This window comes from Sulfitobacter sabulilitoris (genome assembly GCF_005887615.1).
GTDB lineage: Bacteria > Pseudomonadota > Alphaproteobacteria > Rhodobacterales > Rhodobacteraceae > Sulfitobacter_E > Sulfitobacter_E sabulilitoris.
On sequence record NZ_VANS01000004.1, the window covers coordinates 284,487 to 307,979 of the forward strand.

The window sequence follows — 23,493 nt, forward strand, 5'->3', positions numbered from 1 at the left end:
TTGAGGGAGGCACGGACATGCAGGTGAAACTGGAACGAATCCTGTTGGGGTTGGGCGCGATCGCGGTCATCCTTCTGGGGATCGTCATCACCGCCAACGTCACGGCGCGCGCAGTCTTCGGGACTGCCGTACCGGACAGCGTGACGATGGTGCGCGAACTGATGGTGGCGGCGATCCTGCTGCCATTGGCCGCCGCCACCGCCGCAAGGGCACATGTCTGTGTCGCCTTCATCTCTGACAGGTTCGGACCGCGCCTGCGGTCCGGGCTGATCGTTCTGGGGTCCTTCATGGGCCTCATTGCGCTTGCTCCTCTGATCTACGCTGGTTGGCGCGAATTCATCGACGTCGTTGAATCGGGCAGCTTTTTCTACGGCGATCTGAACCTGCCGAAATGGCCCGGACGGCTCTTGTTCGTCATCGGCATCGTGGCCTGCTGGCTGCGGTTGGCCGAACTGGTGGTCCGCGACACCCGCACCATCCTGCGCGGCGGCGAAGTGTCGGACGAGCAGGACCATGAAATGACTGCAGGTGGATTTGACTAATGGACGCATCAACGATTGGATTCATCGCCTTCGGGGCGGTTCTTTTTCTGCTGGCCATGCGGGTGCCCATCGCCTTTGCCCTGGCCGCCGTGGCGACCATAGCCACCTTCTTCATTTTCGCGTTCCGCACCGGCACCTTCATGCCCGAACGTGCGATCCGCGCCACGACCTCGATGGTGTTCTCGAATTCCTTCGACCTCATCCACTCCTACGACCTGTCGATGATCCCGCTGTTCGTGGCGCTGGGGCACATCGCCTACCGGGCCAACATCACCACCCGGATCTATGACGCGGCCAAGGTCTGGCTGACGCGCCTGCCGGGCGGTGTCGCGATGGCGTCTGTCATGGGCTGTGGCGGCTTTTCGGCGATCACCGGCAGCTCCATCGCCTGTGCCTCGACGATGGGCCGCATCTGTACCCCGGAAATGCTGCGCATGGGGTATGACCCGCGCCTTGCCACCGCCTCTGTCGCCGCCGGTGGCACGCTGGGGTCGCTCATTCCGCCGTCGGTTCTGTTCATCATCTACGGCATCTTTACCGAGACCTCCATTTCATCGCTGTTTCTGGCGGGCATCCTGCCGGGTCTGCTGACCCTGGCGGGATTCATCCTGGTGATCGCGGTCTGGGTCTGGAAGGACCCCGCTGTCGCGCCGAACACGGACAAGCGGTATTCCTCGGCCGAGCGGATGCAGGCGGCGATTGCCGCCTGGCCGGCGGTGCTGCTGTTCGTTGTCATCATCGGCGGCATCTACGGCGGCATCTTTACCGCGACCGAAGCCGCCGCGGTCTGCGTCTCTGCCGCCGTTCTGATCGGTTTCGTGCAACGCACCCTGACGCTCAGGGGGCTTTGGGACTCCGTCCTTGAAACCTGCGTCCAGACTGCCGCGATCTTCTTCATCGCGGCTGGCGCCAAGATTTTCGTGGCCTTCATCGCGCTGACCGGCGTGGCGGGCGACATCGTGCAGATGGTGACCGATGCCAACCTGTCGCTGATCGTGCTGATGATCGCCATCGCGATCATCTATCTGCTGCTGGGCATGTTCCTCGATCCCATCGGGATCATGGTGCTGACGCTGCCACTGATGATCCCGCTGGTGGAAAGCTATGACCTCAACCTGATCTGGTTCGGCGTCGTGGTGATCAAGCTGCTCGAGATCGGCCTGATCACGCCGCCCGTTGGCCTCAATGTCTTTGTCATCGCCAACGTGGTGGGCAAAGAGGCGCCCATCGACAAGATCTTTGCCGGCATCACGCGGTTCCTCAGCGTCGATATCATCGTGCTGATCCTGATCATGTCTTTCCCGATGCTATCGCTGCTCATTCCGATGGGGGCGCGATGAACCAGCAAAGCTCAGACCGGAAGTTCGCCAACACTCTCGCGCGGGGGCTCAATGTGCTGAGCGTGTTCCGCGCCAGCGACGGCGGCCTGAGCCATGCCCAGATCGCAGAGCGTACCGGGCTGCCGAAACCCACGGTGTCGCGCCTGACCTACACGCTGTGCGAATTGGGATACCTCAGCCACGGCAGCCGCAACGACCGCTTCCGCCTCGGGCCGTCGGCCATCGCGATGGGCTCGGTGGCGGCCGTGTCGGTGTCTTTCGTGGACCTCGCGTCGGACGCGATGCAGGATCTGGCCGATGCGACCGGGACACTGGCGCTGATCGCGGTGCGCGATGGCGACCGGATGATGCTGGTCAAGACATGGCGGCCCGACAGCCAGCCGTCGATCTGGCTGGAGCCGGGGCACCGCATTCCGGTTTTCGGATCCAGTTCCGGACAGGCGATGCTGGCGGCCCTGTCCGACGACCGGTTCGAGCAACTCGCACCCGACCACGACCTGCGCGCGTTCCGGCAGGACGGCTATGCGCAACTGCTGGCGCAGGGATTTACCATCGCGCCGCAGCCGACGCGGTACGCCCGTACCGTCAACGCGGTCAGCGTGCCCTATTTCGCCAGCGAATTCGGCGAGGCGGTGGCGTTTTCCTGCGGGGCGCTGCCCGACACGCTGCCCGATGCGCGGATGCTGGACGAAGTGGGCCCGGCGCTGCGCGACCTGGTCCGCGACCTTGAAAACCGCACCGGCCATGTGCCCGCTCTTGCGCGGCGCGGCTGATGTGCACCGAAATACGAATGGGAGAGATACGATATGACCGACAAGATTGCATATAGCCGCCACGGCGACGTGGCCGTGCTGCGCATCCAGAACCCGCCCGTCAACGCGCTGGGCCATGCCGTGCGCGAAGGGCTTGCCGCCAACATGGATCGCGCCGAGGCCGACGAGGGCGTGCGCGCGGTCGTCATCGTGGGTGACGGCCGGGCGTTCATCGCCGGTGCCGACATCACCGAATTCGGCAAGACCCCGCTGGAGCCGCATCTGCCGGACCTGTGCAACCGGATCGAGGCATCGCCGCTGCTTGTGGTGGCATCGATGCATGGTGTGTCGCTCGGTGGCGGGCTCGAGGTTGCGCTGTCGGCGCACTACCGCATCGCGCAACCGTCGTCGCGCGTCGGGTTGCCCGAGGTGCACCTGGGCCTGATCCCCGGTGCCGGCGGAACCCAGCGCCTGCCGCGCGTTGCGGGCGTGGAAAACGCCATCGACATCATCACGACCGGTCGCCACATCAAGGCCGCCGAAGCCGCTGCGATGGGCCTGCTCGACAAGGTCGAGGAGGGCGACCCGCAAGCCGTGGGCATCGCCTATGCCGAAGGGCTGCTGGCCGCTGGCGCCGCGCGTCGTCCGGTCAGCGAACTGCCCGCGCCCGCGCCGATCGACTGGGATGCGGCCTATGCGGCGGTGCTGAAAAAGGGCCGGGGCCAATTGTCGCCCGCGCAAGCGGTGCGCGCCGTGCAGGCCAGCGTCGAGATGCCCTTCGACGAGGGTCTGAAGGCCGAGCGCAAGATGTTTTCCGACCTGATGAAGACCGACCAGCGCGAAGGCATGATCCACGCCTTCTTTTCGGAGCGTGCGGTCAGCAACCTGCCCGAGTTGAAGGGCGTGGAGCCGCGCGATCTGAAGGCCATCGGCGTGATCGGCGGCGGCACGATGGGCGCGGGCATCGCCACGGCGGCGCTGCTTTCGGGGCTCAGGGTCACACTGCTGGAAATGACGGACGACGCGGCAGAAGCCGCCCGGGGCCGCATCGCGGGCAACCTCTCGGGCGCGCTGAAGCGGGGCAAGATCAGCCAGGACAAGCACGACGCGATGCTGAACGATGCGCTGGTCGTGGCCACGGATTACGACGCGCTGAAGGACGCCGACCTTGTGATCGAGGCGGTGTTCGAGGAGATGGAGGTCAAGAAGAAGGTCTTTACCCAGCTTGACGCCGTATGCAAACCCGGCGCGGTTCTGGCGACCAACACCTCGTATCTGGACGTCAACGAAATCGCGGCGATCACCAATCGCCCCGAGGACGTGATCGGCCTGCACTTCTTTTCGCCCGCGCATGTGATGAAACTGCTCGAGGTCGTCGTCGCCGACAAGACCGCCAAGGATGTCACGGCCACCGGCTTTGCGCTGGGCAAGATGCTGGGCAAGGTCGCGGTGCGCGCGGGCGTCTGCGACGGGTTCATCGGCAACCGCATCCTGTCCACCTACCGCACGGCGGCGGATCACATGATCCTCGACGGCGCGTCGCCCTTCCAGATCGACAAGGCGCTGACCGACTTCGGTTTTGCGATGGGGCCCTATGCCGTGGCCGACCTTGCCGGGCTCGATATCGGCTGGGCCATGCGCAAACGTCTGGCGCCGACGCGTGATCCGCGCGAACGGGTCGGCGAATACCCCGATCGCCTGTGCGAGGCGGGGCATTTCGGCCAGAAGACCGGCAAGGGATTCTACATCTACGAAACGGGCCAGCGCGGCGGCACGCCCAACCCCGAGGTGATGGACCTGATCGAGGCCGAGCGCGCCGAGAAGGGCATCACGCCCAAGGAATTCACCGACGAGCAGATCGTGCGCCGTTACATGGCCGCCATGGTCAACGAGGCTGCCAAGGTCGTGGGCGAGGGCATCGCGCGCCGTCCGCTCGACGTGGATATGACGCTGCTCTTTGGCTATGGCTTCCCGCGCTATCGCGGTGGACCGCTCAAATGGGCCGATCTGACGGGCTTGCCCGAACTGCTCAAGGACATCGAGCGCTACGCCGAGGAAGACGATTATTTCTGGGCGCCCGCGCCGCTCCTCAAGCAGCTCGTGGCCGAGGGGCGCAGCTTTGACGATCTGAACAAGGAGGCCGGCAAATGAGACAGGCGGTCATCGTATCGGCCGCCCGCACCGGGCTGGCCAAGTCCTTTCGCGGGTCGTTCAACCAGACCCACGGTGCCACGATGGGCGGGCACGCGGTGCAACACGCGATCGCCCGCGCGGGCATCGAGGGCAAAGCGATCGAGGATTGCATGATCGGCTGCGGCTTTCCCGAAGCCGCCACAGGCCAGAACATCGCGCGCCAGATCGCCCTGCGCGCGGGCCTGCCGATCACCGCGTCGGGTGTGACCGTCAATCGCTATTGCTCGAGCGGGTTGCAGACCATCGCGATGGCCGCCAATGCCATCGTCGCCGAAGGCACCGGGCCGATGGTCGCGGGCGGGGTGGAAAGCATCAGCATGGTGCAGCCCACCACCAAACCCACGCCCGAAGCCTGGATCGCCGAAAACAAGCCCGCGGTCTACATGACCATGATCGAGACGGCGGACATCGTCGCCGAACGCTATGGCGTGACCCGCGAGGAACAAGACGAATACAGCCTGCGCAGCCAGCAGTTGATTGCGGCGGCCCAGAAGAACGGTGTCTTTGACGATGAAATCGTTCCGATGCAGGCCACCATGGCCGTGCAGGACCGCGAAACCACGGTCGTGTCGATGCACGAGGTCACGGTGGACCGCGACGAATGCAACCGACCGCAGACCACGCTCGAGGGGCTGGGGGGGCTGACCCCGGTGCGCGAAGGCGGCCATGTCACCGCCGGCAACGCCAGCCAGCTGAGCGATGGCGCCGCCGCCGTGGTGCTGATGGACGCCACCGAGGCAGAGCGTCGCGGTCTGGAACCGATGGGCGCGTTCAAGGGTTTTGCGGTTGCCGGATGCGAGCCTGACGAAATGGGCATCGGGCCCGTGTTCGCGGTGCCGCGCCTTCTGGAACGCCACGGTCTGAGCGTCGACGACATCGACCTGTGGGAGTTGAACGAGGCCTTTGCCAGCCAGGCGCTATATTGTCGCGACCGTCTTGGCATCGACCACGACAAGTTTAACGTCAATGGCGGATCCATTGCCATCGGCCACCCCTTTGGCATGACCGGCGCCCGCATGACGGGCCACCTTCTGCGTGAAGGCAAGCGCCGCGGCGCCAAGCTGGGCGTGGTGACAATGTGTATTGGCGGGGGCATGGGTGCCGCCGGCCTTTTTGAAATCTACTGAACCGGGAGACACCGATATGGACCTGAGCTATAGTGACGAAGAACGCGCCTTTCGCGAAGAAGTCCGCGCCTTTCTCGATGAAAAGCTGCCCGAGGCGCTGGCCGACAAGATGCGCCGCGGCGAAGAGCTGACCAAGGACGACCACGAGCAGTGGCATGCCATCCTCAACGAGCAGGGTTGGCTCGCGCCGAACTGGCCCCGCGAATATGGCGGCGCCGAATGGGACGCCGTGCAGCGCCACATCTTCGAAGAGGAAATGGCGGCCTACAATGCCCCGCGCATCGTGCCCTTCGGATTGTCGATGCTGGGGCCGGTGTTGCAGAAATTCGGTTCCAAGGAGCAAAAGGACTATTGGCTGCCGCGTATCCTGTCGGGCGAAGACTGGTGGTGCCAGGGCTATTCCGAGCCGGGTGCCGGATCTGATCTTGCCTCGCTCAAGACCGAGGCCGTGCGCGATGGCGACCATTATATCGTCAACGGTCAGAAGACCTGGACGACGCTGGGCCAGCACGCCAACATGATTTTCTGCCTGGTGCGCACCGACAAGAAGGCCAAGCAGCAGGAGGGCATTTCGTTCCTGCTGATCGACATGGACACGCCCGGCATCGAAGTGCGCCCGATCGTGTTGCTCGATGGCGGCGTCGAGGTGAACGAGGTCTGGTTTTCGGACGTCAAGGTGCCGGTCGAAAACCTCGTGGGCGAGGAAAACAAGGGCTGGACCTATGCCAAGTACCTGCTGACGCATGAGCGCACCAACATCGCCGGCGTCGGCTTTTCCCAAGCCGGTCTGGCGGCGGTCAAGCGTATCGCCAAGGCCGAGATGGCCGGTGGCAAGCCGCTGATCGAAAACCCGCATTTCGCCGCCCGCGTGGCCCAGGTCGAGATCGACCTGATGGCGATGTCGACCACCAACCTGCGCATTGTTTCCAAGGCGGCATCGGGGCAGGCGCCGGGCGTCGAATCCTCGATGCTCAAGGTCAAGGGCACGATCATCCGGCAGGAAATCAACGATCTGGCGCGGCGCGCGGCGGGGGTCTATGCGATGCCCTTCGCCTCCGAAGCGGTGGAGGGCGCCAACGTGGCGCTGCCCGATCCCCATGCCGCAGGCCCCGTGGCCGCGCAATATTTCAACAACCGCAAGCTTTCGATCTTTGGCGGCTCGAACGAGATTCAGCGCCAGATCATTGCCAAGACGATGCTGGGAGGTGCCCAATGAATTTCGACCTGACCGAAGAACGCCAGATGCTGCAGGACAGCCTGCGGCGCTTTCTGCGCGACCGCTACACGACGCCGGTGCGCAACGAAATCCTCGAGAGCGACAGCGGCATGTCCGCGAAGATCTGGGAGGAACTGGCTGAACTGGGCGTCATCGGCGCGCTGTTCACCGAAGAGCAGGGCGGCTTTGGCGGCGCCGGTTTCGACATCGCCGTGGTGTTCGAGGAACTGGGCCGCGCCGGTGTGGTCGAGCCTTTCCTCGATACCGCCGTTTTGGGCGGTGGCCTGATCGCGGCGCTGGGCAACGACGACCAGCAGGCGCATGTCGAAGAGGTCATCGGCGGTGCGCTGCACCTTGCCTTCGCGCATGGCGAACCCGCCAGCCGCTATGACCTCAACCGGGTCGAGACGACGGCCAAGGCCGATGGCGACAGCATCGTCCTCAATGGGCGCAAGGCCGTGGTGGTCAACGCCGAGGCCGCCGGGATGCTGGTGGTGTCCGCGCGCGAAAGCGGCGACGCATACGACACCGATGGCATTTCGCTGTTCCTCGTGCCGGCCGACGCCAAGGGCGTCAGCATGCAGGGCTACGCATTGCTGGCCGGTGGCCGCGCCGCCGAAGTGACGCTGGACGATGTGACCGTGCCGGCCAGCGCCCGTTTGGGCGACGCGGGCAAGGCATTCGATGCGATCGAGGAACGCGTCGCCGCGGCCAACGTGGCGATCTGTGCCGAAACGCTTGGCGCGATGGAAACCGCGACGCATCTGACACGCGAATATCTGGGCACCCGCAAGCAGTTCGGCCGCCCCATCGGCAGCTTCCAGGCGCTGGCGCACCGCATGTCCGACCTGCTGATCGAGATGGAGCAGGCCCGGTCGTCGGTGATCCTCGCGGCGGGCCATCTGGCCGACGACCGCAAGAGCCGCGAAAGCAATGTGTCGGCGGCCAAGAACCTGATGGGCCGCACCGGCCGACTGGTGGCCGAGGACAGCATCCAGATGCACGGCGGCATCGCGATGACGCAGGAATACGAACTTGCCCATATCGCCAAGCGCATCGTCATGGCCGACCACCGTCTGGGCGATACCGATCACCATCTGGAGCGTTTCATTGCCCTCTCCGCAGCGTGATGACGACGACAGCGGCCTGATCCGCGACGAAACCGGAACGCAGACATTGATCGGCTATGTCGTCGATGTCAGCGACCCGGACGGATCGGGCCGCTGCTGGCTCGATATCGGGCCGCAGCATACCAACCGGCATGGCGTATTGCATGGCGGCATCGCCAGCGCCATTCTGGACAATGCCAGCGGCACCACCGGGTCGCTGACCGTCGATGCGACGGGGCGCGCGCCGTTCCTGACCATCTCGCTGACCACGCAGTTCATCGCCCCGGTCAAACAGGGCACACGCGTGACGGCCACCGGGCGCGTCACCGGCGGCGGGCGCAGCATTCTGTATATCAGCGCCGATCTGGTGGACGAGGACGGGCGGCTGATCGCGTCCTCCACCGGCGTTTTCAAACGGGTTCCGCAGGAGCGATTGACATGACCAAGGCACGCATCGAGGACCGGGGCGACCGGCTGATCGTCTGGAACGGCAATGCTGCGCGGCGCGGCGCGCTGACGCCAGAGCTTTACGCGTGCATCGCGCAAGCGATGGAGCAGGCCCGCGATCCGCGCATCCGTGCCGTGATCCTGACGTCGGAGGGCGACTTTTTCTGTGCGGGCGGTGATCTGAACGTGCTGATCGAACGGCGCAGCCTGCCCGAGCCCGAGCGCCGCGACAGGGTCGATGGCCTGCACGACCTGCTGCGCGCCATGCGCGCCTGCCCGGTGCCGCTGATCGCTGCCGTCGAGGGTGGCGCGGCGGGTGCGGGCGCGTCGCTGGCGCTGGCCTGCGACCTGATCGTCGCGGCGGCGGGGGCGAAATTCACGGCCGCCTACGTCAAGGCCGGGCTGGTGCCCGACGGCGGGCTGACCGCGTCGCTTGCGCGGATGCTGCCGCGCCCCCTCGCGATGGAGATGTGTCTTCTGGCGCGTCCGGTCACCGCCGACCGCATGGCCGAACTGGGCGCCATCAACGAGGTCACGGCCCAAGGCGGGGCGATGGCCGGCGCGATGGCGCTGGCCGATGCGCTGGCTGCCGGGCCGCGCAACGCGCAGGGCGTGATCCGCCGGCTTGTCGCGGACGCCTATGAAACCACGGACGCCGCGCAATTGGATGCGGAACGCGACGCGATGGCCCACGCCGCAGGCGCGGACGAGGCCGCCGAGGGCATCGCGGCGTTCCTTGAGAAACGCAAGCCGAGCTTCGGCACGTAATTCGAAATACCCCCGCGCCACCGCATCGGGAGAGCGGCATCGCGGGCATATGGGAGGAGCCATCACATGGCACATATTCAGGATTTTCTGGCGCATCAGGTGGGGTCGCGCCCCGATGCGCTGGCGCTGACCGACAGCATCGGCACCCGCTGGAGCTTTGCCGAGGCCGACCGCGCAAGCACCGACCTCGCCGCCCGGCTGAAGGACGCGGGCGTCGTGCCCGGCGACCGGGTGCTCATGCTGTCGGAAAACTGCGCGCCCGCCGTGGCCGCGCTGTTTGCGGCGTGGAAGCTGGGGGCCACGATCATACCGGTGAACGCCCGCCAGACCGAGGCGGAAGTCAAACGCATCCTCGATCACGCAAGGCCCGCCGCCGCGCTCATGACCTGCGAGGCGTCACGGGATGCCGCCACCCACGCCGAGCGGATGGGCGCGACGGAGATCGCCGGGAGCTTTGGCCGCTTGCATCTGGCCCGGCCCTTCGACAGCAACCCCGACCCCGATCTGGGCGACGTGGCCGTGCTGCTGTATACCACCGGAACGACCGGCGACCCCAAGGGCGTGATGCTGACCCATGACAACGTGCGCTTTGGCGGCATGGCCTCGGCCACGCTGCGCGACATGACGCCCGACGATCTGGTGTATGGCGTGCTGCCGATCACGCATGTGTTCGGCCTTGCCTCTGTGGTGACGGCGGCGACCTATGCGGGTGCCGCCGTGCAGCTTGAGGCGCGGTTTTCCGCGGCCAAGCTTTACGAAGCGCTTCAGGGCGGTGTGACGCTGTTGTCGGCCGTGCCGCAAATGCACGCGCTGCTGATGCAATACACCAAGGAACAGGGCCACACCCAGCTTGGCTCGGACAAGCTGCGCTACGTGTCGTCGGGGGCTGCCCCGCTTGATCCGGCGTGGAAGCGCAAGGCGGAAGCCTTTTACGGCGTCGCGCTGCAAAACGGCTACGGCATGACCGAAAGCACCGCCGGCGTCTGCGCCACACGCAACCCGATGGGAAGCGCCGACATTTCCGTGGGCCCGGTCCTGCCCGGCGTCGAAATCAAGATCGACGACACCGTCGAGGGCGGCGGCGACGGCTCGGGCGAGGTGATGACACGCGGCGCGCATGTGATGAAGGGCTATTACCGCAACCCGGAGGAAACCGCCAAGGTGCTGGACGCCGAGGGCTGGATGCGCACCGGCGATCTGGGCAAGATCGACGCGCAGGGCCATCTGCATATCCTTGGCCGGTCCAAGGAATTGATCATTCACGGCGGCTTCAACGTCTATCCGCCCGAAGTCGAGGCGGCGCTGAACGATCACCCGCAGGTGATCCAGTCGGCCGTGATCGGCCGCATGAAGGATGGCGACGAACAGGTGCTGGCCTTTGTTCAGGTGGCCGAGGGCGACACGGTCGATCCCGCCGACCTCAAGGCTTTCGTGGGCGAACGGCTGGCGGGCTACAAGCGGCCCAGCCGGATCTACCTGGGCACCAGCCTGCCCGCGGCGCCCACCGGCAAGATCCTCAAGCACCGCCTGCTCGAGGCGTTCGCCGATCAGCTCGACTGATCGACGGGCGCCCAGGCGTCGGCGCCCTAGACGTAGGTGCCGGTTGCCGCCGCGCGGATGGCCTTGATGTTGTCGCCATAGACCTGCGGCTGGCCGACCGACCCGCCGCGGAACACGGCGGACCCCGCAACCAGAACATCCGCCCCCGCCTGCGCCACCAGCGGCGCGGTGACCGGGTCCACCCCGCCGTCGATTTCAATATGCACCGGCCTGTCGCCGATCATGGCGCGCAACTGGCGAACCTTGTCGATCTGGCTGTGGATGAACTTCTGTCCGCCGAAGCCGGGGTTGACCGTCATCACGCAGACCAGATCGACCATGTCCAGCAGGTATTCGACCGCCGAGGCGGGTGTGCCGGGATTGAGCGCCACGCCCGCCTTGGCGCCCGCGCCGCGAATGGCCTGCAGCGTGCGGTGAATGTGCGGACCGGCCTCGACGTGGGCGGTGATCACGTCGGCCCCGGCCTGGGCGAAGGCGTCGACGAAGGGATCGACCGGGGTGATCATCAGGTGCACGTCCATGATCCCCCTGATATGCGGACGGATCGCCGCGCAGGTCGCGGGGCCGAAGGTGATGTTGGGCACGAACTGCCCGTCCATCACATCGACATGGACCCAATCCGCGCCCTGCGCCTCGATCGCCTCGCATTCCGCGCCGAAATTGGCGAAATCGGCGGACAGGATGGAGGGCGCGATCTTTAGGGTGCGGTCAAAGGACATGGGTCAGGGGCCTTTCGGGGCAGGTGGCGGGATGCCAAGCGCTATATCGGGGCCGGTGCGCCGGTGGCAAGGGGCGGGAGCCTCCGGCGGAGGTATTTGCGGCCAGAAGAAGCCATATGGCGCCACTATAGATCGATCTCGATCACGCCCTCGGGGTCAGCCGCGCGTGACTGGCAGAGGATGATCTGCGTGTCGCGTTGCGCGCAGGAGAGCACGAAATCGCGATGCTCCACCGTGCCGGCGCGCAAGCCGCACCGGCAGACGCCGCACAGGCCATCGTTGCATTTGATGTCGACCGAGATGCCGGCATCGACAAGCGCGTCGCTGGCGGACTGGTCAGCGCGCACCGGAATATCGCGACCCGATGCAAGGCGCAGCGTGAACGGGTGATTGACCCGCGTGGGCGTGTCGGGGACCGAGAAATATTCAAGGTGCAGCGCATCCCGGGGGATCTGGGCGGCGCGGGCGGCGTCGGCGACGGCCGTCATGTAGCCATCGGGCCCGCAGGTGTAGACATGGCTGCCCAATGGCGCGCGTGCCATGATCCGGGGCAGATCGGCACGGGTGCCGCCGTCGGAGATATGCAGGTGCACGCGGTCGGACCATGGCAGATCGGCCAGAAGGTCGGCAAACGCGACCCGCGCCGTCGTGGAGCAGGAGTAATGCAGGTCGAAGGGCCGGCCCAGCCCGTGCAGGCGGTGCGCGAAGGCGATCATCGGCGTGACGCCGATCCCGCCGCCCATCAGCAGGCTGTGGGGCGCGTCTTCGGCGAGCGGAAAATGATTTTCGGGCTGCGACACGAATACCCGTCGACCGGGCGCGAAGATGCGGTGCACGAGCGCCGATCCGCCGCGGCCGGCGTCCTCGCGCAGGACGGCGATACGGTAGCGGCTGCGGTCCGCCGGGTCACCCATCAGCGAATAGGGACGCAGGTATTCGGGCGCGACCACCAGGTCCAGATGCGCCCCCGCCGACCATGCCGGCAGATCGCCGCCCGTTCGCGCGCAAAGGTCGTACATCATCACCCCGCCCCCCAGATCGGACGCAGTATCGACCACCATGTCGAGGACCGGAGAGTCCCCGGCCGGATCATAGAGATGCAGATGCGCGACCTCGCCCCGCGCCAGCCGCGCCTTGTGATCCTCGGCCGAGACCAATGCGGCATGGGCGACGATCCCTGCCTCGCGGTTCATCGGATCGGGAAAGGGCCAGGGGTGCGGGGCCAGCGGCGCGGGATAGACGGCGAGCGTCTGATCCTCCGCGCGCAGGGCGAGGTCAGGTTGCAGGTTGCGCAGGTTGGGCGGCGCTGCCGGGGCCCCGTAGCCGCCATCGAGCGCCAGTTCGAGGTCCCACCACCATTTCTTGACCGGGTTGAGCGCCCCGCGCCCCGCCGCGTCGTCAAGCCGCGCCAGCAGGGGCGCCGCGCGTGGCACCGTCATGGCGGCCCAGCGGAAGGGGGCTTCGGCAAAGAGCCCCTCGAGGTTCCAGGGGCAGGTCTTCATGCAGCGCCCGCACATCGACCCGCCCTGGTTGGTGATCCGGTAGGTGGCGCATTTCTGGCTGTCGGATTTCCAGATCTCGTAGCCGTTGAACATGCGCTTGGGCCCTGCCGTGATCGCGCCCGACGGGCATTCGCGTGCGCATTTGTTGCAGGATTCGCAGAACCGTTGCAGGCCAAAGTCGATGGGCCGGTCGTGCGCCACGGGCATCGTGGTGGTGACGACGCCGGATTTCAGGCGAGGCCCCAGATAGGGATTGAGGATCACCTCGCCGATGCGGCTGACCTCGCCCAGTCCGGTGAGCAGCAGCAGCGGCGGCTGCAACACATCGCCATCCATCACCGTATGCGCCTTGGCCGGATGACCGAGGTGGCGCAGATGTGCGGCGATCACCCCGCCCAGGATGGAAAACCGCAGGTAGGCGCGCATCGATTGCGCGACGCTGATCCAGTCGTCGCCCGATGCGCCTTCCATCGTGTCAAAACCCTGGTCGATGATCATGCTGAGCGCCTGGTCATGCGGCGGATCAATGGGGGTGCCGGTGGCGTCATGGCTGTACCACGCCCAGTCGGGGCAGCGCGACAGGCCGGCGGCGTCAGCCCCGAGGAAATAGCTCGCGGCCTTGAGCGCGGCGGCGTTCAGGGCCGGATCCTCGCCGCCCGAGGGTCTGTCGGCCACCGGACCGTCCTGCAGCAGGATCAATGCGCCCAACAGGCGTCTTTGCGCGGCGGCGGGCGCCGATTTGGCGATATGGTGCCCGCCGGTCATCGCCTTTTGCACCCTTGGGCCCATGTCGCCGAACTGTCCGCGGGCGAACATGTCCGTGCGTTTGGGAATGCGGGGGATGTTCGGCTCGTCGATGTGGGTGGTGGGGGTGTCGCGTCGGGTCAGCCGCTCGAACGGATGCGCCCCCGCGGCGAAATCGCGCCGGGCATAGGGGTCATGCGTCCGGGCTGACAGCCCGCCGTGCAGGCCAAGCGCCCAGACGGGGCCATGCAGCGCCCCGGCGGGTTGATCCGCGCGCGGAGCCAGCGGGCGGTCGGGGGCCAGCGCCAGATCCGTCGTCACGACCGAGAGGCCAAAGCGCGGCCCGATCCAGGGCGCAACCGCCGCGCCGTCCTGCGCCCATGCAAGCCCGGCCGCCACCGCCAGTTCTGCCAGGTGCACGTCGCTGGCGGTGGCTGAGTGGGCCCGCGCGCCATAGCCCAGCAGGCGGATGTAATCGGCCAGAACGGTGGCGGTTTCGCTGCTGCGCAGCGCGGCGCGCTGGGCCTGCGCATCCATGATCCAGGGGCTGCCCGGTTCATCCACGCGCGGGTCGCGGGGATAGGCCACAAGGATCACGATGGCATGGCTGTGGCCGCCGAACTCCGCCAGCGGCGCGGCGGTGCCACGGCGCAGGTTGTCCATGATCACGTCCACCCCGGCGGCCAGCGTGCTGGTCTGGCGCCGTTGCAGATCGTGCACCAGAGACCGCGTGTCGGGGTTGTCGCGCGCCCGCTCGCGCCGCGCGCTGTCGGGCAGGCCGCACACACCCACCATCGACGCGTCGTTGAAATATCCAAAGGCCTTCAGATGCGCGCTGCGGTTCTGCGGATCGGCGGGAATATCGGCGTGTACCGGGTTTGCCTGCCCGTCGCGCAGCGCGTCCATCATCGCCTGAAAAGGGCGCATGGCGTTGACGATGCTCTGCGGCCTGTCGCCGTGATCGAACGATACCACCGGGTCGCAAAGACGCTCGGACGGGGCGCCGTCGCATCGCCGCAACCGCTCCAGCGGGTAGGGGCCAAAGTGAACGGGGCGCGATCTGGCGGAGAAAAACTTCATCCGGCTAGCGTTGCCATAGTGGATTGCAAAACGCCAGCGCCGCCGCCGCCGCCGCCGGCATGGCGCAACCGGCGTCGGTGCGTGGCCGATCCCGGGCACGGGCGGCGCGTCGCCCGGAAAGCGGCCGCTCGGCGGCGCTTGACTTTGCCGGGGGCCGAGGCCCACTCTTTCGACAGAATTCAGGGAGGATCAGATGACACATTTCAACCGACGTCAGGCGCTTGCCACCATGGGGGCCGCGACCGCCGTAGGTCTGGCCGCACCCGCGATCGCGCAAGGCCGCAAACTCGTGCTGGGGGCGCTGCGCTTCACCAGCCACTCCGGCACCTTCATCGCCTTCGAACGCAACTACTTCGCCGATGCCGGGCTGGATGTGGAAATCCGGTTCTTCGACGCGGCGCAGCCGATGGCGGTCGCGATTGCCAGTGGCGACGTGGACTATGCCGTGACGGCCATTTCGGGCGGGCTCGTGTCGCTTGCGGACAAGGGCGCGATCAAGGTGATCGGCGGCGCGTTGAGCGAGGAGCCGGGAATCGACGGTCAGAAGTTCCTCGTGTCCGACGCGGCGTTCCAGGCGGGCATCACCGCGCCCGCGATGCTGGACGGCAAGAGCTATGGCATGACGACGGCCGGATCGTCGTTCCACTACATGGGCTCCAAGATGGCGCAGGCCGAAGGCATCGGCCTGACTTTCAAGCCGCTGCAAAAAGTGGGCGCGATCATCGGCGCGCTGAAGTCGGGCCAGATCGACGCATGGTCGATCGTGCCGCATATCGCCAAGCCGTTGGCGGGGTCGGGGGCGGTGCATATCATCGGCGATGTATCCACCTATTTGCCCGACTATCAGGTCACCACCGTCTTTACCTCGGCCAGCAACGCCGCGGACGAGCGGAACATGACCGCCGCCTACCTGGCCGCGTATTCCAAGGGCGTGGCCGATTACAACGCCGCGATGATCGACAAGGCGGGCGGCGATGCGGGCGTCGACGAGATGGTCGATCTGATCCACAAGTACGTCTATACAGACCGTCCGCGCGACAAGGCGGCCCCCTCGATCATCAATGGCACCATGCGGCTCAACGAAGGGGCCGCGTTGAATGTCGCGTCGGTGCGCGATCAGCTCGAGTGGTTCCAGTCCGAAGGGCTGGTCGATGCGTCCATCACGATGGACACGCTGGTCGATGCGTCCTACGTCGACACCATCGGCAGCTGACATGCGCAGGGCCGGTGCGCGATGCCGCGGACCGGCCCTGATCTGACGGGAAGGGCGCACAGATGGATATTCAACTGGTGGGCGTAAGTCATTCCTACGGCAAGACTGAGGTTTTGCAGGGAATCGACCTTCATATTCCCTCAGGAAAGATCGTTTGTATCGTCGGCCCCTCCGGTTGCGGGAAGTCCACGCTGTTGCGTTTCATGGGTGGGCTGGAACGCCCGGCGCTGGGCGAGGTGCTGCAAATGGGCGAGCCGCCAGCCGGGTGCCTCAATCCGCTGACCTATATCTTTCAGGATTTCGCGTTGTTGCCGTGGCGCACGGTCGAAGGCAACGTATCGCTGGTGCTGGAGGATCACGGCATCAAGGGGCGCGATGCGCGTGCGATCATCGACGACGTGCTGGCACGAACCAAGCTGCGCGATTTCGCGCGTGCCCTGCCGAAACAATTGTCGGGAGGGATGAAGCAGCGGGTGGCCATCGCGCGTGCCCTGGCGGTCAACCCCGCCGTGATGCTGATGGACGAACCGCTGAGCGCATTGGACAGCCAGACGCGCGAGCTGTTGATGGACGATCTGATTTCGCTGTGGACGCGCACGCCCTTCACCGCCGTCTATGTCACTCACAACCTTGCCGAAGCGGTGCGGCTTGGCCACCGCATCGTCGTGCTGTCACGCCGCCCCGGCCGGATAAGCGAGGTCGTGCACCTCGACAAGCCGCTGGCCGACCGCCGTCATGGCGATGCCGATCTGGACGCGCATCAACAGCACCTGTGGGGCCTGATGCGGGCCGAGGCGGAAGCTGCCGATGCGGAGCTTTTGAATGTCTGATGTCCCCCTGACCACGACGCCGGCGCAGCACGACACCGCCCGGATCCGCCCGGTCGGGTTTCGCGGCGGCGGTTTCGCGCCCGTCTCGCACCGATGGATGGGGGCCGTGGTGTTTGTGCTTTTGCTGCTGCTGGCCGAATGGGGCACACGCACCGGCTTCATTTCGCCCCTGACGCTGCCGCGCCCGTCGGATGTGCTGCTGACGTTTCAGGAACTCTACGTCTCGGGGGCGCTGTTCAAACATCTGATCCCGTCGCTGACACGGCTGTTGGTGGGGGCGGCCATCGGCGCCACGGTGGGGATCAGCGTCGGCGTGCTGATCGGGCTGTTTTCCTATGTCCGCGCCGGTCTGGTGCCGCTGGTTGCCGCGATCTTTCCGATCCCCAAGATCGCGTTGCTGCCGTTGTTCGTAATCTGGTTCGGCATCGACGAGGCCAGCAAATACGCGCTGATCGCGTTCGGCACCTTCACCCCCACGGTCGTGGCGACCTTTGCGGCGGTGGACAACGTGGACCGCACGCTGATCCGCATGGGCCAAAGCTTTGGCCTTTCGTGGTTCAGCATCGTGCGCAAGATCGTTCTTCCCGGCGCGATGCCCGGCATCCTGTCGGGGCTGCGCATCTCGCTGGCGATTGCGATCATCCTGCTGGTGGCCGCCGAGATGCTGGGCGCGCAATACGGTGTCGGCGCTTATATCCTCGAGGCCGGTTCGCTCTATGACCTGGAGAGGCTGTTCGCCGGGGTCGTGATTTTGTCGGTGCTGGGCGTGCTGGTCAGCACGGTGATCGGCTGGGTCGAACGGCGCGTGCTGGACTGGCGGGTCTAGCCGCTCACTCGTCGCCCTTGGCGTGATGCTGGCGGACCGGGCCGCGGTAGCGTTCGGTCAACGCCTCCGGCACCTCGGAGCCATCCACCAGAAACGGTAGGATCCCCCGGCGCAGCGACGACCCGCGCGCCGCGACGATCTGCGCATCCGATTTCGTCACCCTTTGCGACATGCGCCGCCCCCAGACCGCAAGGTGATCGTAGAGCCGCGCAATCTCGGCGTCATGCGCGTCGCCCTTGGCCAGATCGTGAAATTCGTGGCGGTCGTTCGCCAGATCGAACAGCATCGGGCGAAAGCCGCCTTCGGCATGCATCAGTTTGAACCGCCCGTCACAGACCATGAACAACCGGGCATCGCGCGGCGTCAGCCCCAGGGCGGCGCAATGCGGCGTGCCCGAATAGTCATACTCGGAAATCGCGACAGCGCGCCAATCCGGCGTCTCGCCGCGCAGCCAGGGCGCCAGCGACCGCCCCTCGAGGATATGATCCGCAACCGTGCCGCCGGCGGCTTCGACGAAGGTGGGCACCAGGTCGATCGCCTCCACCAGCGCGTCGCAGGTGCTGCCGCGGGTCGCATCCGCCGCCGGGCGCGGGTCATGCACGATCATCGGGATCTTCACCGAGGGCTCGTGAAACAGCTCTTTCTCGCCCATCCAGTGATCGCCAAGGTAATCGCCGTGGTCCGAGGTCAGCACGATCATCGTGTCCTTGATCTCGCCCGTCGCCTCCAGATGGTCGAGGATGCGCCCAAGCTGGTCGTCGCATTGCCGGATCAGGCCCATGTAGGCCGGAATGACCTTGGCGCGCACGTCGTCGCGTTGAAAGGCGGCGGCGATCTTGCCGCGCATATAGGCGCCGAAAACGGGGTGGGGGGCGTCCTGTTCGACGGCGTCGCGCATCGGCGGCAACACGTGCAGCGGCCCGTACATCGCATGATAGGGCGCCGGCACGATATAGGGCCAGTGCGGCTTGATATAGCTGACGTGCGCGCACCAGGGGCCCTTGGCCTGTTGCAGAAACCGCAGCGCCTCGGAGGTGAGCCAGGGGGTTTCGCTGTCCTCTTCGCGGATGTTGGCGGGCTTGTCGGCGTTGTCGAACATCCAGCCCGACGCGATCTGGCCGTCTTCGCCCTCGGCGGCATTGGCATAATCGGCCCAGGGGTTTTCGCCGTCGTAGCCGCGCGATGCCAGGTAGGCGTTGTAGGGCGAGCGGTGCTGGTCGTAATACCCATCCGGGCCATAGGCCCAGAGCCCGTCATCGCGCGCCCAGATGTCAAAGCCGCATTCCGCCTGCCGCGCGCCGATCACGCTGTCGGGTGCGAGGCCCAGCCGCGCCATGCCTTCGGTATCGGCCTTCATGTGGGTCTTGCCGATCAACCAGCAGTCCATGCCGCTGGCGCGCAGGTGGTCACCCATCGTCATCTCGCCCACCCGCAGCGGAAAACCGTTCCACGCCGCGCCGTGGCTGTGCACGTAGCGCCCGGTGTAAAAGCTCATCCGGCTGGCGCCGCAGATCGTGGATTGCGCATAGGCGTTGGTGAACCGCACCCCCATCGCCGCCACCCGGTCAAAATTGGGCGTGTCCAGATGCGGATGCCCCGCGCAGCCGAGATAATCGAACCGCAATTGGTCGTACATGATGAAAAGGATGTTCATGACGGAGGGCTTTCGACGGTGCGCTGACCCGCGCGATAATGTCGCGGGGGGCCGGGGAAGAAAAGGGGGAACCGGATGCGGATGTGCGCGGTTCCTTCCGCGACAAACATCTCACCGGGGACAGCGCAGACAGATGGCCAGCTATGACACAGGCGACACCGTGAAATGGAACTGGGGCGAGGGCACCGGCACAGGGACCGTGCGGAAAATCTATTCCCGCAATGTCACCCGCACGATCAAGGGCACCGAGGTCACGCGCGACGGGTCTGACGATGATCCCGCGCTGCTGATCGAGCAGGAGGACGGCGACGAGGTGCTCAAGCTGGCTTCGGAAGTGACACGCGCCTGATATGTCCACCGCGGTCGCCGATCTGGTCTATTACGCGGATGACAAGCCGGGCATTCAACGCCATCGGCGCGGGCGCGGCTTTACCTATGTCGCCCCCGACGGCACGACGATCGCACGCGGGGCCGAACGGCGGCGGCTCGAGGCGCTGGCGGTGCCGCCCGCCTATGACGACGTGTGGATGTGCCCGCTGCCCAACGGGCACCTGCAGGCGACCGGGCGCGACGCGCGCCGGCGCAAACAGTACCGGTATCATGCCGACTGGGCGGAGGCGCAGGCACGGACCAAGTTCGAGGGGCTGGTCCCCTTCGGACACTGTCTGCCCCGTATCCGCCGCCGCGTGACCCGTGATCTGAACGAGGAGCCGGGCGACAAGGCCTTTGCGCTGGCCAGTGCGGTCGCCATGATCGACCGCCTGTCCGTGCGTGTCGGCAGCGCCGATTATACCCGCGAGAACGGCAGCTACGGCGCGCTGACCCTGCGCCGCAAGCATCTGGCGCTGGACGACAACAAGATCCGTCTCTCCTATACCGCCAAGGGCGGCAAGCGCGTGCGCAAGCACCTGACCGACAAGAAGCTGGCGCAGGCACTGGGCCGGATCAACGACCTGCCGGGGGCGGAGCTGCTGGCCTGGGTCGATGCAAACGGGGACAGCCACGCGCTGAATTCAACCGCGCTGAATGCTTATCTGTCCGAGGCGGCGGGCCTTGAGGACATCAGCGCCAAGACCTTTCGCACATGGGCCGGAACGCTGGCCGCATTCGAGGTCGCCGAGGCCGGAGACGCGACGATCAAGGCGATGGCCGAAGCCGCCGCGGCGCGGTTGCACAACACAGCGACCGTGGCGCGCAACAGCTACATTCATCCGCGCATCATCGATCTGGCGGGGCAGGACCCCCTGCACGTGGATGCGCCCGATCAGCGCGGACTACGCGCCAGCGAACGCCGCCTGCTTCACCTTCTTGAGATCGGCTGAACCGCCGCCGAGCATGGGCCACATGGGCGCGCCCCGCGCATCGCGTCACGATGCGCGGCGTGTCTCCACGCTTGCGTCGTCGTCGGCGTCGTCGTCCTCCGACGCTTCGGTCGCGGGCTGTCCGGCGAAACCGGCCAGGTTCGCCAGCCCGCCGGCCAGCTTTCCGGGTACGGAAATCCTGTCCAGTTCGACAAAGAACGTGGTGCCGGCCCCCTTGTTCTTGGTGTAGTCGATCGTCGCGCCGTGGGCCTCTATGATGCTCTTGGAGATGTTCATGCCCAGGCCGGTGCCGCCCTTGATGCGCTGATCGGTGGAATCCAGTTGGCTGAACTGATCGAAGACCTTGACACGGGACGCTTCGGACAGGCCGATGCCCTCGTCGATGACGTGAATGCGCACCTTGGTCTCCTGTGCATCCACCCGCACGATCACGCGCCCGCCGTCGTTGGAAAACTTGGCGGCATTGGACAGCAGATTGGTCATCACCTGTTCCAACCTGCTCTGATCGCCGTTGACGAACACGCGGCCGGCCGGAATTTCGCTTTCGATGGTCACGTTGCAGCGGTCGGCGAACGGGCGGTTCATTTCGATGGCCTGTTCCACCATCGAACCGATTTCGACGGGCTTGAACTTGAATTCCATCTTGCCCGACTCCGCTTTTTGCAGATCGAGAATTTCATTGATCAGTTGGGTCAGACGCGTGCTGTTGCGTTGTGCGATGGTCAAGACGGCCTTTACCTTTGGCGGCACATCGCCAAGAGCCCCCGAATTGGCAAGATCGAGCGAGCCCTTGATGGATGTCAGCGGCGTGCGCAATTCGTGGCTGACGGTCGACAAGAATTCGCTCTTGACCTTGTAGGCGGCCTTGGTCTTTTCGTGCTCTGCCTTGATCGTATCGATATGACGCAGGTTGCTTTGGTACATGTTCATGAAGACCCGCGAGCAGTCGATGATGAAATACAGCACGAAAAGGCTGGTGAAAAACTGCACCCAAAGCGGGGATGACATCGGGGCGCCGGTGCTGACGATGTCGTAGATCGGAATGAACAGGAACGTCACACCGTAAATCGACAGGCGCAGGGTGAGCACCGACAGCAGGTGATGGTTGTTCATCGCGGCGAATAGCGCGGCGGAAAACAGGAAGAACAACGGCATGAAATGCGTGCTCGGTCCCTGCTCCAGCGCAATGCTGAGCGTAAAGAAACTGATCACCGCAGCACTGAGTACGGTGCCGATGTAGATCCGGTAGAGAAAGCGCTTGGCCTGACGTGCATCGCGCCCGACCCAACGTCGGATCTGCGTGAACAGCATGTAGTCGTAGGTTTCCGACAGGATGATAAGTGCTGCCGTGGTCAGGGAAATCCAGAGTTCAAAGTAGAACCCCGCCAGGATGATCGACGCGGCAAAGCTGATCTGGCGCTGCCAGAAAAGCCGCATTCCGACGCGCGAATAATCGCGCATCTTGCGAATCAGCATGAAGGTGTTTTGCGTTGGGGGCGAAAACATCCCTTTGAATGTGCTGTCTAGCATATGCCGTGTTCTCCGGGTTCCATAGAATGATGGAACAGCTTTCTGTGACCTTCGGTCGTTCGTTTTAAGGCCCATTTGGTTGCCAGGGTCTTATCAATCCCATGTGTGCCCTGGATTACGCCCTGCCGGCTCGTGCGCCGGAAAACGTCCTATGAGACACGTTCAGGCAACTTAATCGCAGGTTAACACGGCAGAACTATGGCCAAACGATGCAACTTGTGGTTCGGTAAAAGTTAAAGAAAAAGAAAAAGACGGAATTGAGTATGGGTTTACATGAGGGTTCAGAGCGGTTGAGCGGAAAGGAAAGCGTGTTTCCTGAACTCGTGCCGCAAGAAAATCTCGGTTCAGCCGCCGATGGCCCTGCCGAACAATTCCGCACAATTGCGCCTGCCGTGCAACCGAAAAAAGATACCGCGCACCTTGATGCCCATGTGCGCGCGACGACCGTTTCTTTCACCAACATGCATCTTTTCGGGGAACTGCTTGTCAGTTTCCTGCGCGCCCGCCACGAGACGTTCGTTGTCAACAAGGGCTGGGATCTGCCCTCTGCGGACGGTATGGAATTCGATCAATACGACACGCCGCTTGCGCGCTGGATCATCATTCACGAATTCGGCGAAATTCTGGCCGGTGTGCGCCTGACCCCGACGACGGCGCAGATCGGCATGCACAGCTACATGATCCGCGACGCGCAGCTTGGCATGTTGCCCGACATCCCCCGCGACGTGCTGTTTTTCGAGGCACCAGTGAAAAAGGAAATCTGGGAGGCGACGCGGCTGTTCCTGACGCCGGTGGTCGCGTCCAATCGCCGGATGCGGATCCAGACGATCCTGTTGCAGCAGATGGCCGCGGCGGGACGCGAGTTGGGTGCGACCCATGTCATCGGCATCGTGCCCGCGGTTTTCAGCCGCTGGATGACACGGCTGGGCATGCTCAGCGCGGTGCCGGTGGGTCCGGTCATGACGATAGACGGTGACCGCACGCAGGCCGCCTTGATGAACGTGATGAACCCCGTGTAG

The 23,493-nt window shown here is 65.3% G+C and carries 20 protein-coding genes; 16 read left to right on the forward strand and 4 right to left on the reverse strand.

Annotated elements, in window-relative coordinates:
- Nucleotides 1-17: 17 nt before the first annotated feature.
- The 10 genes from FDT80_RS15520 (at nucleotide 18) to FDT80_RS15565 (ending at nucleotide 11,054) form a co-directional block, all read left to right on the forward strand.
- Nucleotides 18-542 carry a TRAP transporter small permease gene (locus FDT80_RS15520; protein WP_138663221.1) on the forward strand — a complete coding sequence of 175 codons (525 nt, stop codon included), beginning with the start codon at nucleotides 18-20 and terminating at the stop codon, nucleotides 540-542.
- Nucleotides 542-1,882 (forward strand): TRAP transporter large permease, encoded by a 1,341-nt coding sequence (locus FDT80_RS15525; protein WP_138663222.1) that lies wholly within the window; start codon nucleotides 542-544, stop codon nucleotides 1,880-1,882. Before FDT80_RS15520 ends, FDT80_RS15525 begins: the two co-directional genes overlap by 1 nt.
- Nucleotides 1,879-2,655 carry an IclR family transcriptional regulator gene (locus FDT80_RS15530; RefSeq protein ID WP_138663223.1) on the forward strand — a complete coding sequence of 259 codons (777 nt, stop codon included), beginning with the start codon at nucleotides 1,879-1,881 and terminating at the stop codon, nucleotides 2,653-2,655. The genes FDT80_RS15525 and FDT80_RS15530 overlap by 4 nt, the downstream gene beginning before the upstream one ends.
- A 33-nt stretch (nucleotides 2,656-2,688) precedes the next feature.
- Nucleotides 2,689-4,785, forward strand: coding sequence for an FAD-dependent oxidoreductase (locus FDT80_RS15535; protein ID WP_138663224.1), 2,097 nt, complete (start codon nucleotides 2,689-2,691; stop codon nucleotides 4,783-4,785).
- Entirely contained in the window at nucleotides 4,782-5,954 is a 1,173-nt protein-coding gene (locus FDT80_RS15540; RefSeq protein WP_138663225.1) for an acetyl-CoA C-acyltransferase, read from the forward strand. The genes FDT80_RS15535 and FDT80_RS15540 overlap by 4 nt, the downstream gene beginning before the upstream one ends.
- A 16-nt stretch (nucleotides 5,955-5,970) precedes the next feature.
- Nucleotides 5,971-7,170: an acyl-CoA dehydrogenase family protein gene (locus FDT80_RS15545; RefSeq protein ID WP_138663226.1), complete on the forward strand. Its 1,200-nt coding sequence runs from the start codon at nucleotides 5,971-5,973 to the stop codon at nucleotides 7,168-7,170.
- Entirely contained in the window at nucleotides 7,167-8,300 is a 1,134-nt protein-coding gene (locus FDT80_RS15550) for an acyl-CoA dehydrogenase family protein (protein ID WP_138663227.1), read from the forward strand. Before FDT80_RS15545 ends, FDT80_RS15550 begins: the two co-directional genes overlap by 4 nt.
- Nucleotides 8,281-8,721 (forward strand): PaaI family thioesterase, encoded by a 441-nt coding sequence (locus FDT80_RS15555; protein ID WP_138663228.1) that lies wholly within the window; start codon nucleotides 8,281-8,283, stop codon nucleotides 8,719-8,721. The genes FDT80_RS15550 and FDT80_RS15555 overlap by 20 nt, the downstream gene beginning before the upstream one ends.
- Nucleotides 8,718-9,494: an oxepin-CoA hydrolase, alternative type gene (locus FDT80_RS15560; protein WP_138663229.1), complete on the forward strand. Its 777-nt coding sequence runs from the start codon at nucleotides 8,718-8,720 to the stop codon at nucleotides 9,492-9,494. The genes FDT80_RS15555 and FDT80_RS15560 overlap by 4 nt, the downstream gene beginning before the upstream one ends.
- 66 nt (nucleotides 9,495-9,560) lie before the next feature.
- A complete protein-coding gene (locus tag FDT80_RS15565) occupies nucleotides 9,561-11,054 on the forward strand; it encodes a class I adenylate-forming enzyme family protein (RefSeq protein WP_138663230.1) in 1,494 nt (497 codons plus the stop codon).
- Nucleotides 11,055-11,080: 26 nt separating this feature from the next.
- On the opposite strand, the gene rpe is transcribed toward FDT80_RS15565, so the two are convergent.
- Both rpe and FDT80_RS15575 read right to left on the reverse strand, forming a co-directional pair.
- Nucleotides 11,081-11,773 carry a ribulose-phosphate 3-epimerase gene (gene rpe / locus FDT80_RS15570; RefSeq protein ID WP_138663231.1) on the reverse strand — a complete coding sequence of 231 codons (693 nt, stop codon included), beginning with the start codon at nucleotides 11,771-11,773 and terminating at the stop codon, nucleotides 11,081-11,083.
- A gap of 125 nt (nucleotides 11,774-11,898) precedes the next feature.
- Complete coding sequence (locus FDT80_RS15575; RefSeq protein ID WP_138663232.1) at nucleotides 11,899-15,099, reverse strand: 4Fe-4S double cluster binding domain-containing protein; 3,201 nt, start codon at nucleotides 15,097-15,099, stop codon at nucleotides 11,899-11,901.
- A 193-nt stretch (nucleotides 15,100-15,292) separates the two neighbouring features.
- Here FDT80_RS15575 and FDT80_RS15580 point away from each other — a divergent pair, with 193 nt between their 5' ends.
- The 3 genes from FDT80_RS15580 to FDT80_RS15590 all read left to right on the forward strand — a co-directional run bounded on the left by FDT80_RS15580 (nucleotide 15,293) and on the right by FDT80_RS15590 (nucleotide 17,968).
- A complete protein-coding gene (locus tag FDT80_RS15580) occupies nucleotides 15,293-16,312 on the forward strand; it encodes an ABC transporter substrate-binding protein (protein WP_138663233.1) in 1,020 nt (339 codons plus the stop codon).
- Nucleotides 16,313-16,374: 62 nt separating this feature from the next.
- The gene (locus tag FDT80_RS15585; RefSeq protein WP_138663234.1) at nucleotides 16,375-17,142 is read left to right on the forward strand and encodes an ABC transporter ATP-binding protein; all 768 of its coding nucleotides are present in this window, start codon (nucleotides 16,375-16,377) and stop codon (nucleotides 17,140-17,142) included.
- A complete protein-coding gene (locus FDT80_RS15590) occupies nucleotides 17,135-17,968 on the forward strand; it encodes an ABC transporter permease (protein ID WP_170311893.1) in 834 nt (277 codons plus the stop codon). Before FDT80_RS15585 ends, FDT80_RS15590 begins: the two co-directional genes overlap by 8 nt.
- Before the next feature lie 4 nt (nucleotides 17,969-17,972).
- On the opposite strand, the gene FDT80_RS15595 is transcribed toward FDT80_RS15590, so the two are convergent.
- Nucleotides 17,973-19,622 (reverse strand): sulfatase-like hydrolase/transferase, encoded by a 1,650-nt coding sequence (locus tag FDT80_RS15595; protein WP_138663235.1) that lies wholly within the window; start codon nucleotides 19,620-19,622, stop codon nucleotides 17,973-17,975.
- 133 nt (nucleotides 19,623-19,755) lie between these two features.
- Here FDT80_RS15595 and FDT80_RS15600 point away from each other — a divergent pair, with 133 nt between their 5' ends.
- Complete coding sequence (locus FDT80_RS15600; RefSeq protein WP_138663236.1) at nucleotides 19,756-19,971, forward strand: hypervirulence associated TUDOR domain-containing protein; 216 nt, start codon at nucleotides 19,756-19,758, stop codon at nucleotides 19,969-19,971.
- A gap of 1 nt (nucleotide 19,972) precedes the next feature.
- Complete coding sequence (locus FDT80_RS15605; protein WP_138663237.1) at nucleotides 19,973-20,944, forward strand: DNA topoisomerase IB; 972 nt, start codon at nucleotides 19,973-19,975, stop codon at nucleotides 20,942-20,944.
- 45 nt (nucleotides 20,945-20,989) lie between these two features.
- Here the strand turns inward: FDT80_RS15605 and FDT80_RS15610 are convergent, their stop codons facing one another.
- The gene (locus FDT80_RS15610) at nucleotides 20,990-22,420 is read right to left on the reverse strand and encodes a sensor histidine kinase (protein WP_246039978.1); all 1,431 of its coding nucleotides are present in this window, start codon (nucleotides 22,418-22,420) and stop codon (nucleotides 20,990-20,992) included.
- Between the two features lie 446 nt (nucleotides 22,421-22,866).
- Between FDT80_RS15610 and FDT80_RS15615 the strand changes: the two genes are divergently transcribed.
- Nucleotides 22,867-23,493 carry an acyl-homoserine-lactone synthase gene (locus tag FDT80_RS15615; protein WP_246039979.1) on the forward strand — a complete coding sequence of 209 codons (627 nt, stop codon included), beginning with the start codon at nucleotides 22,867-22,869 and terminating at the stop codon, nucleotides 23,491-23,493.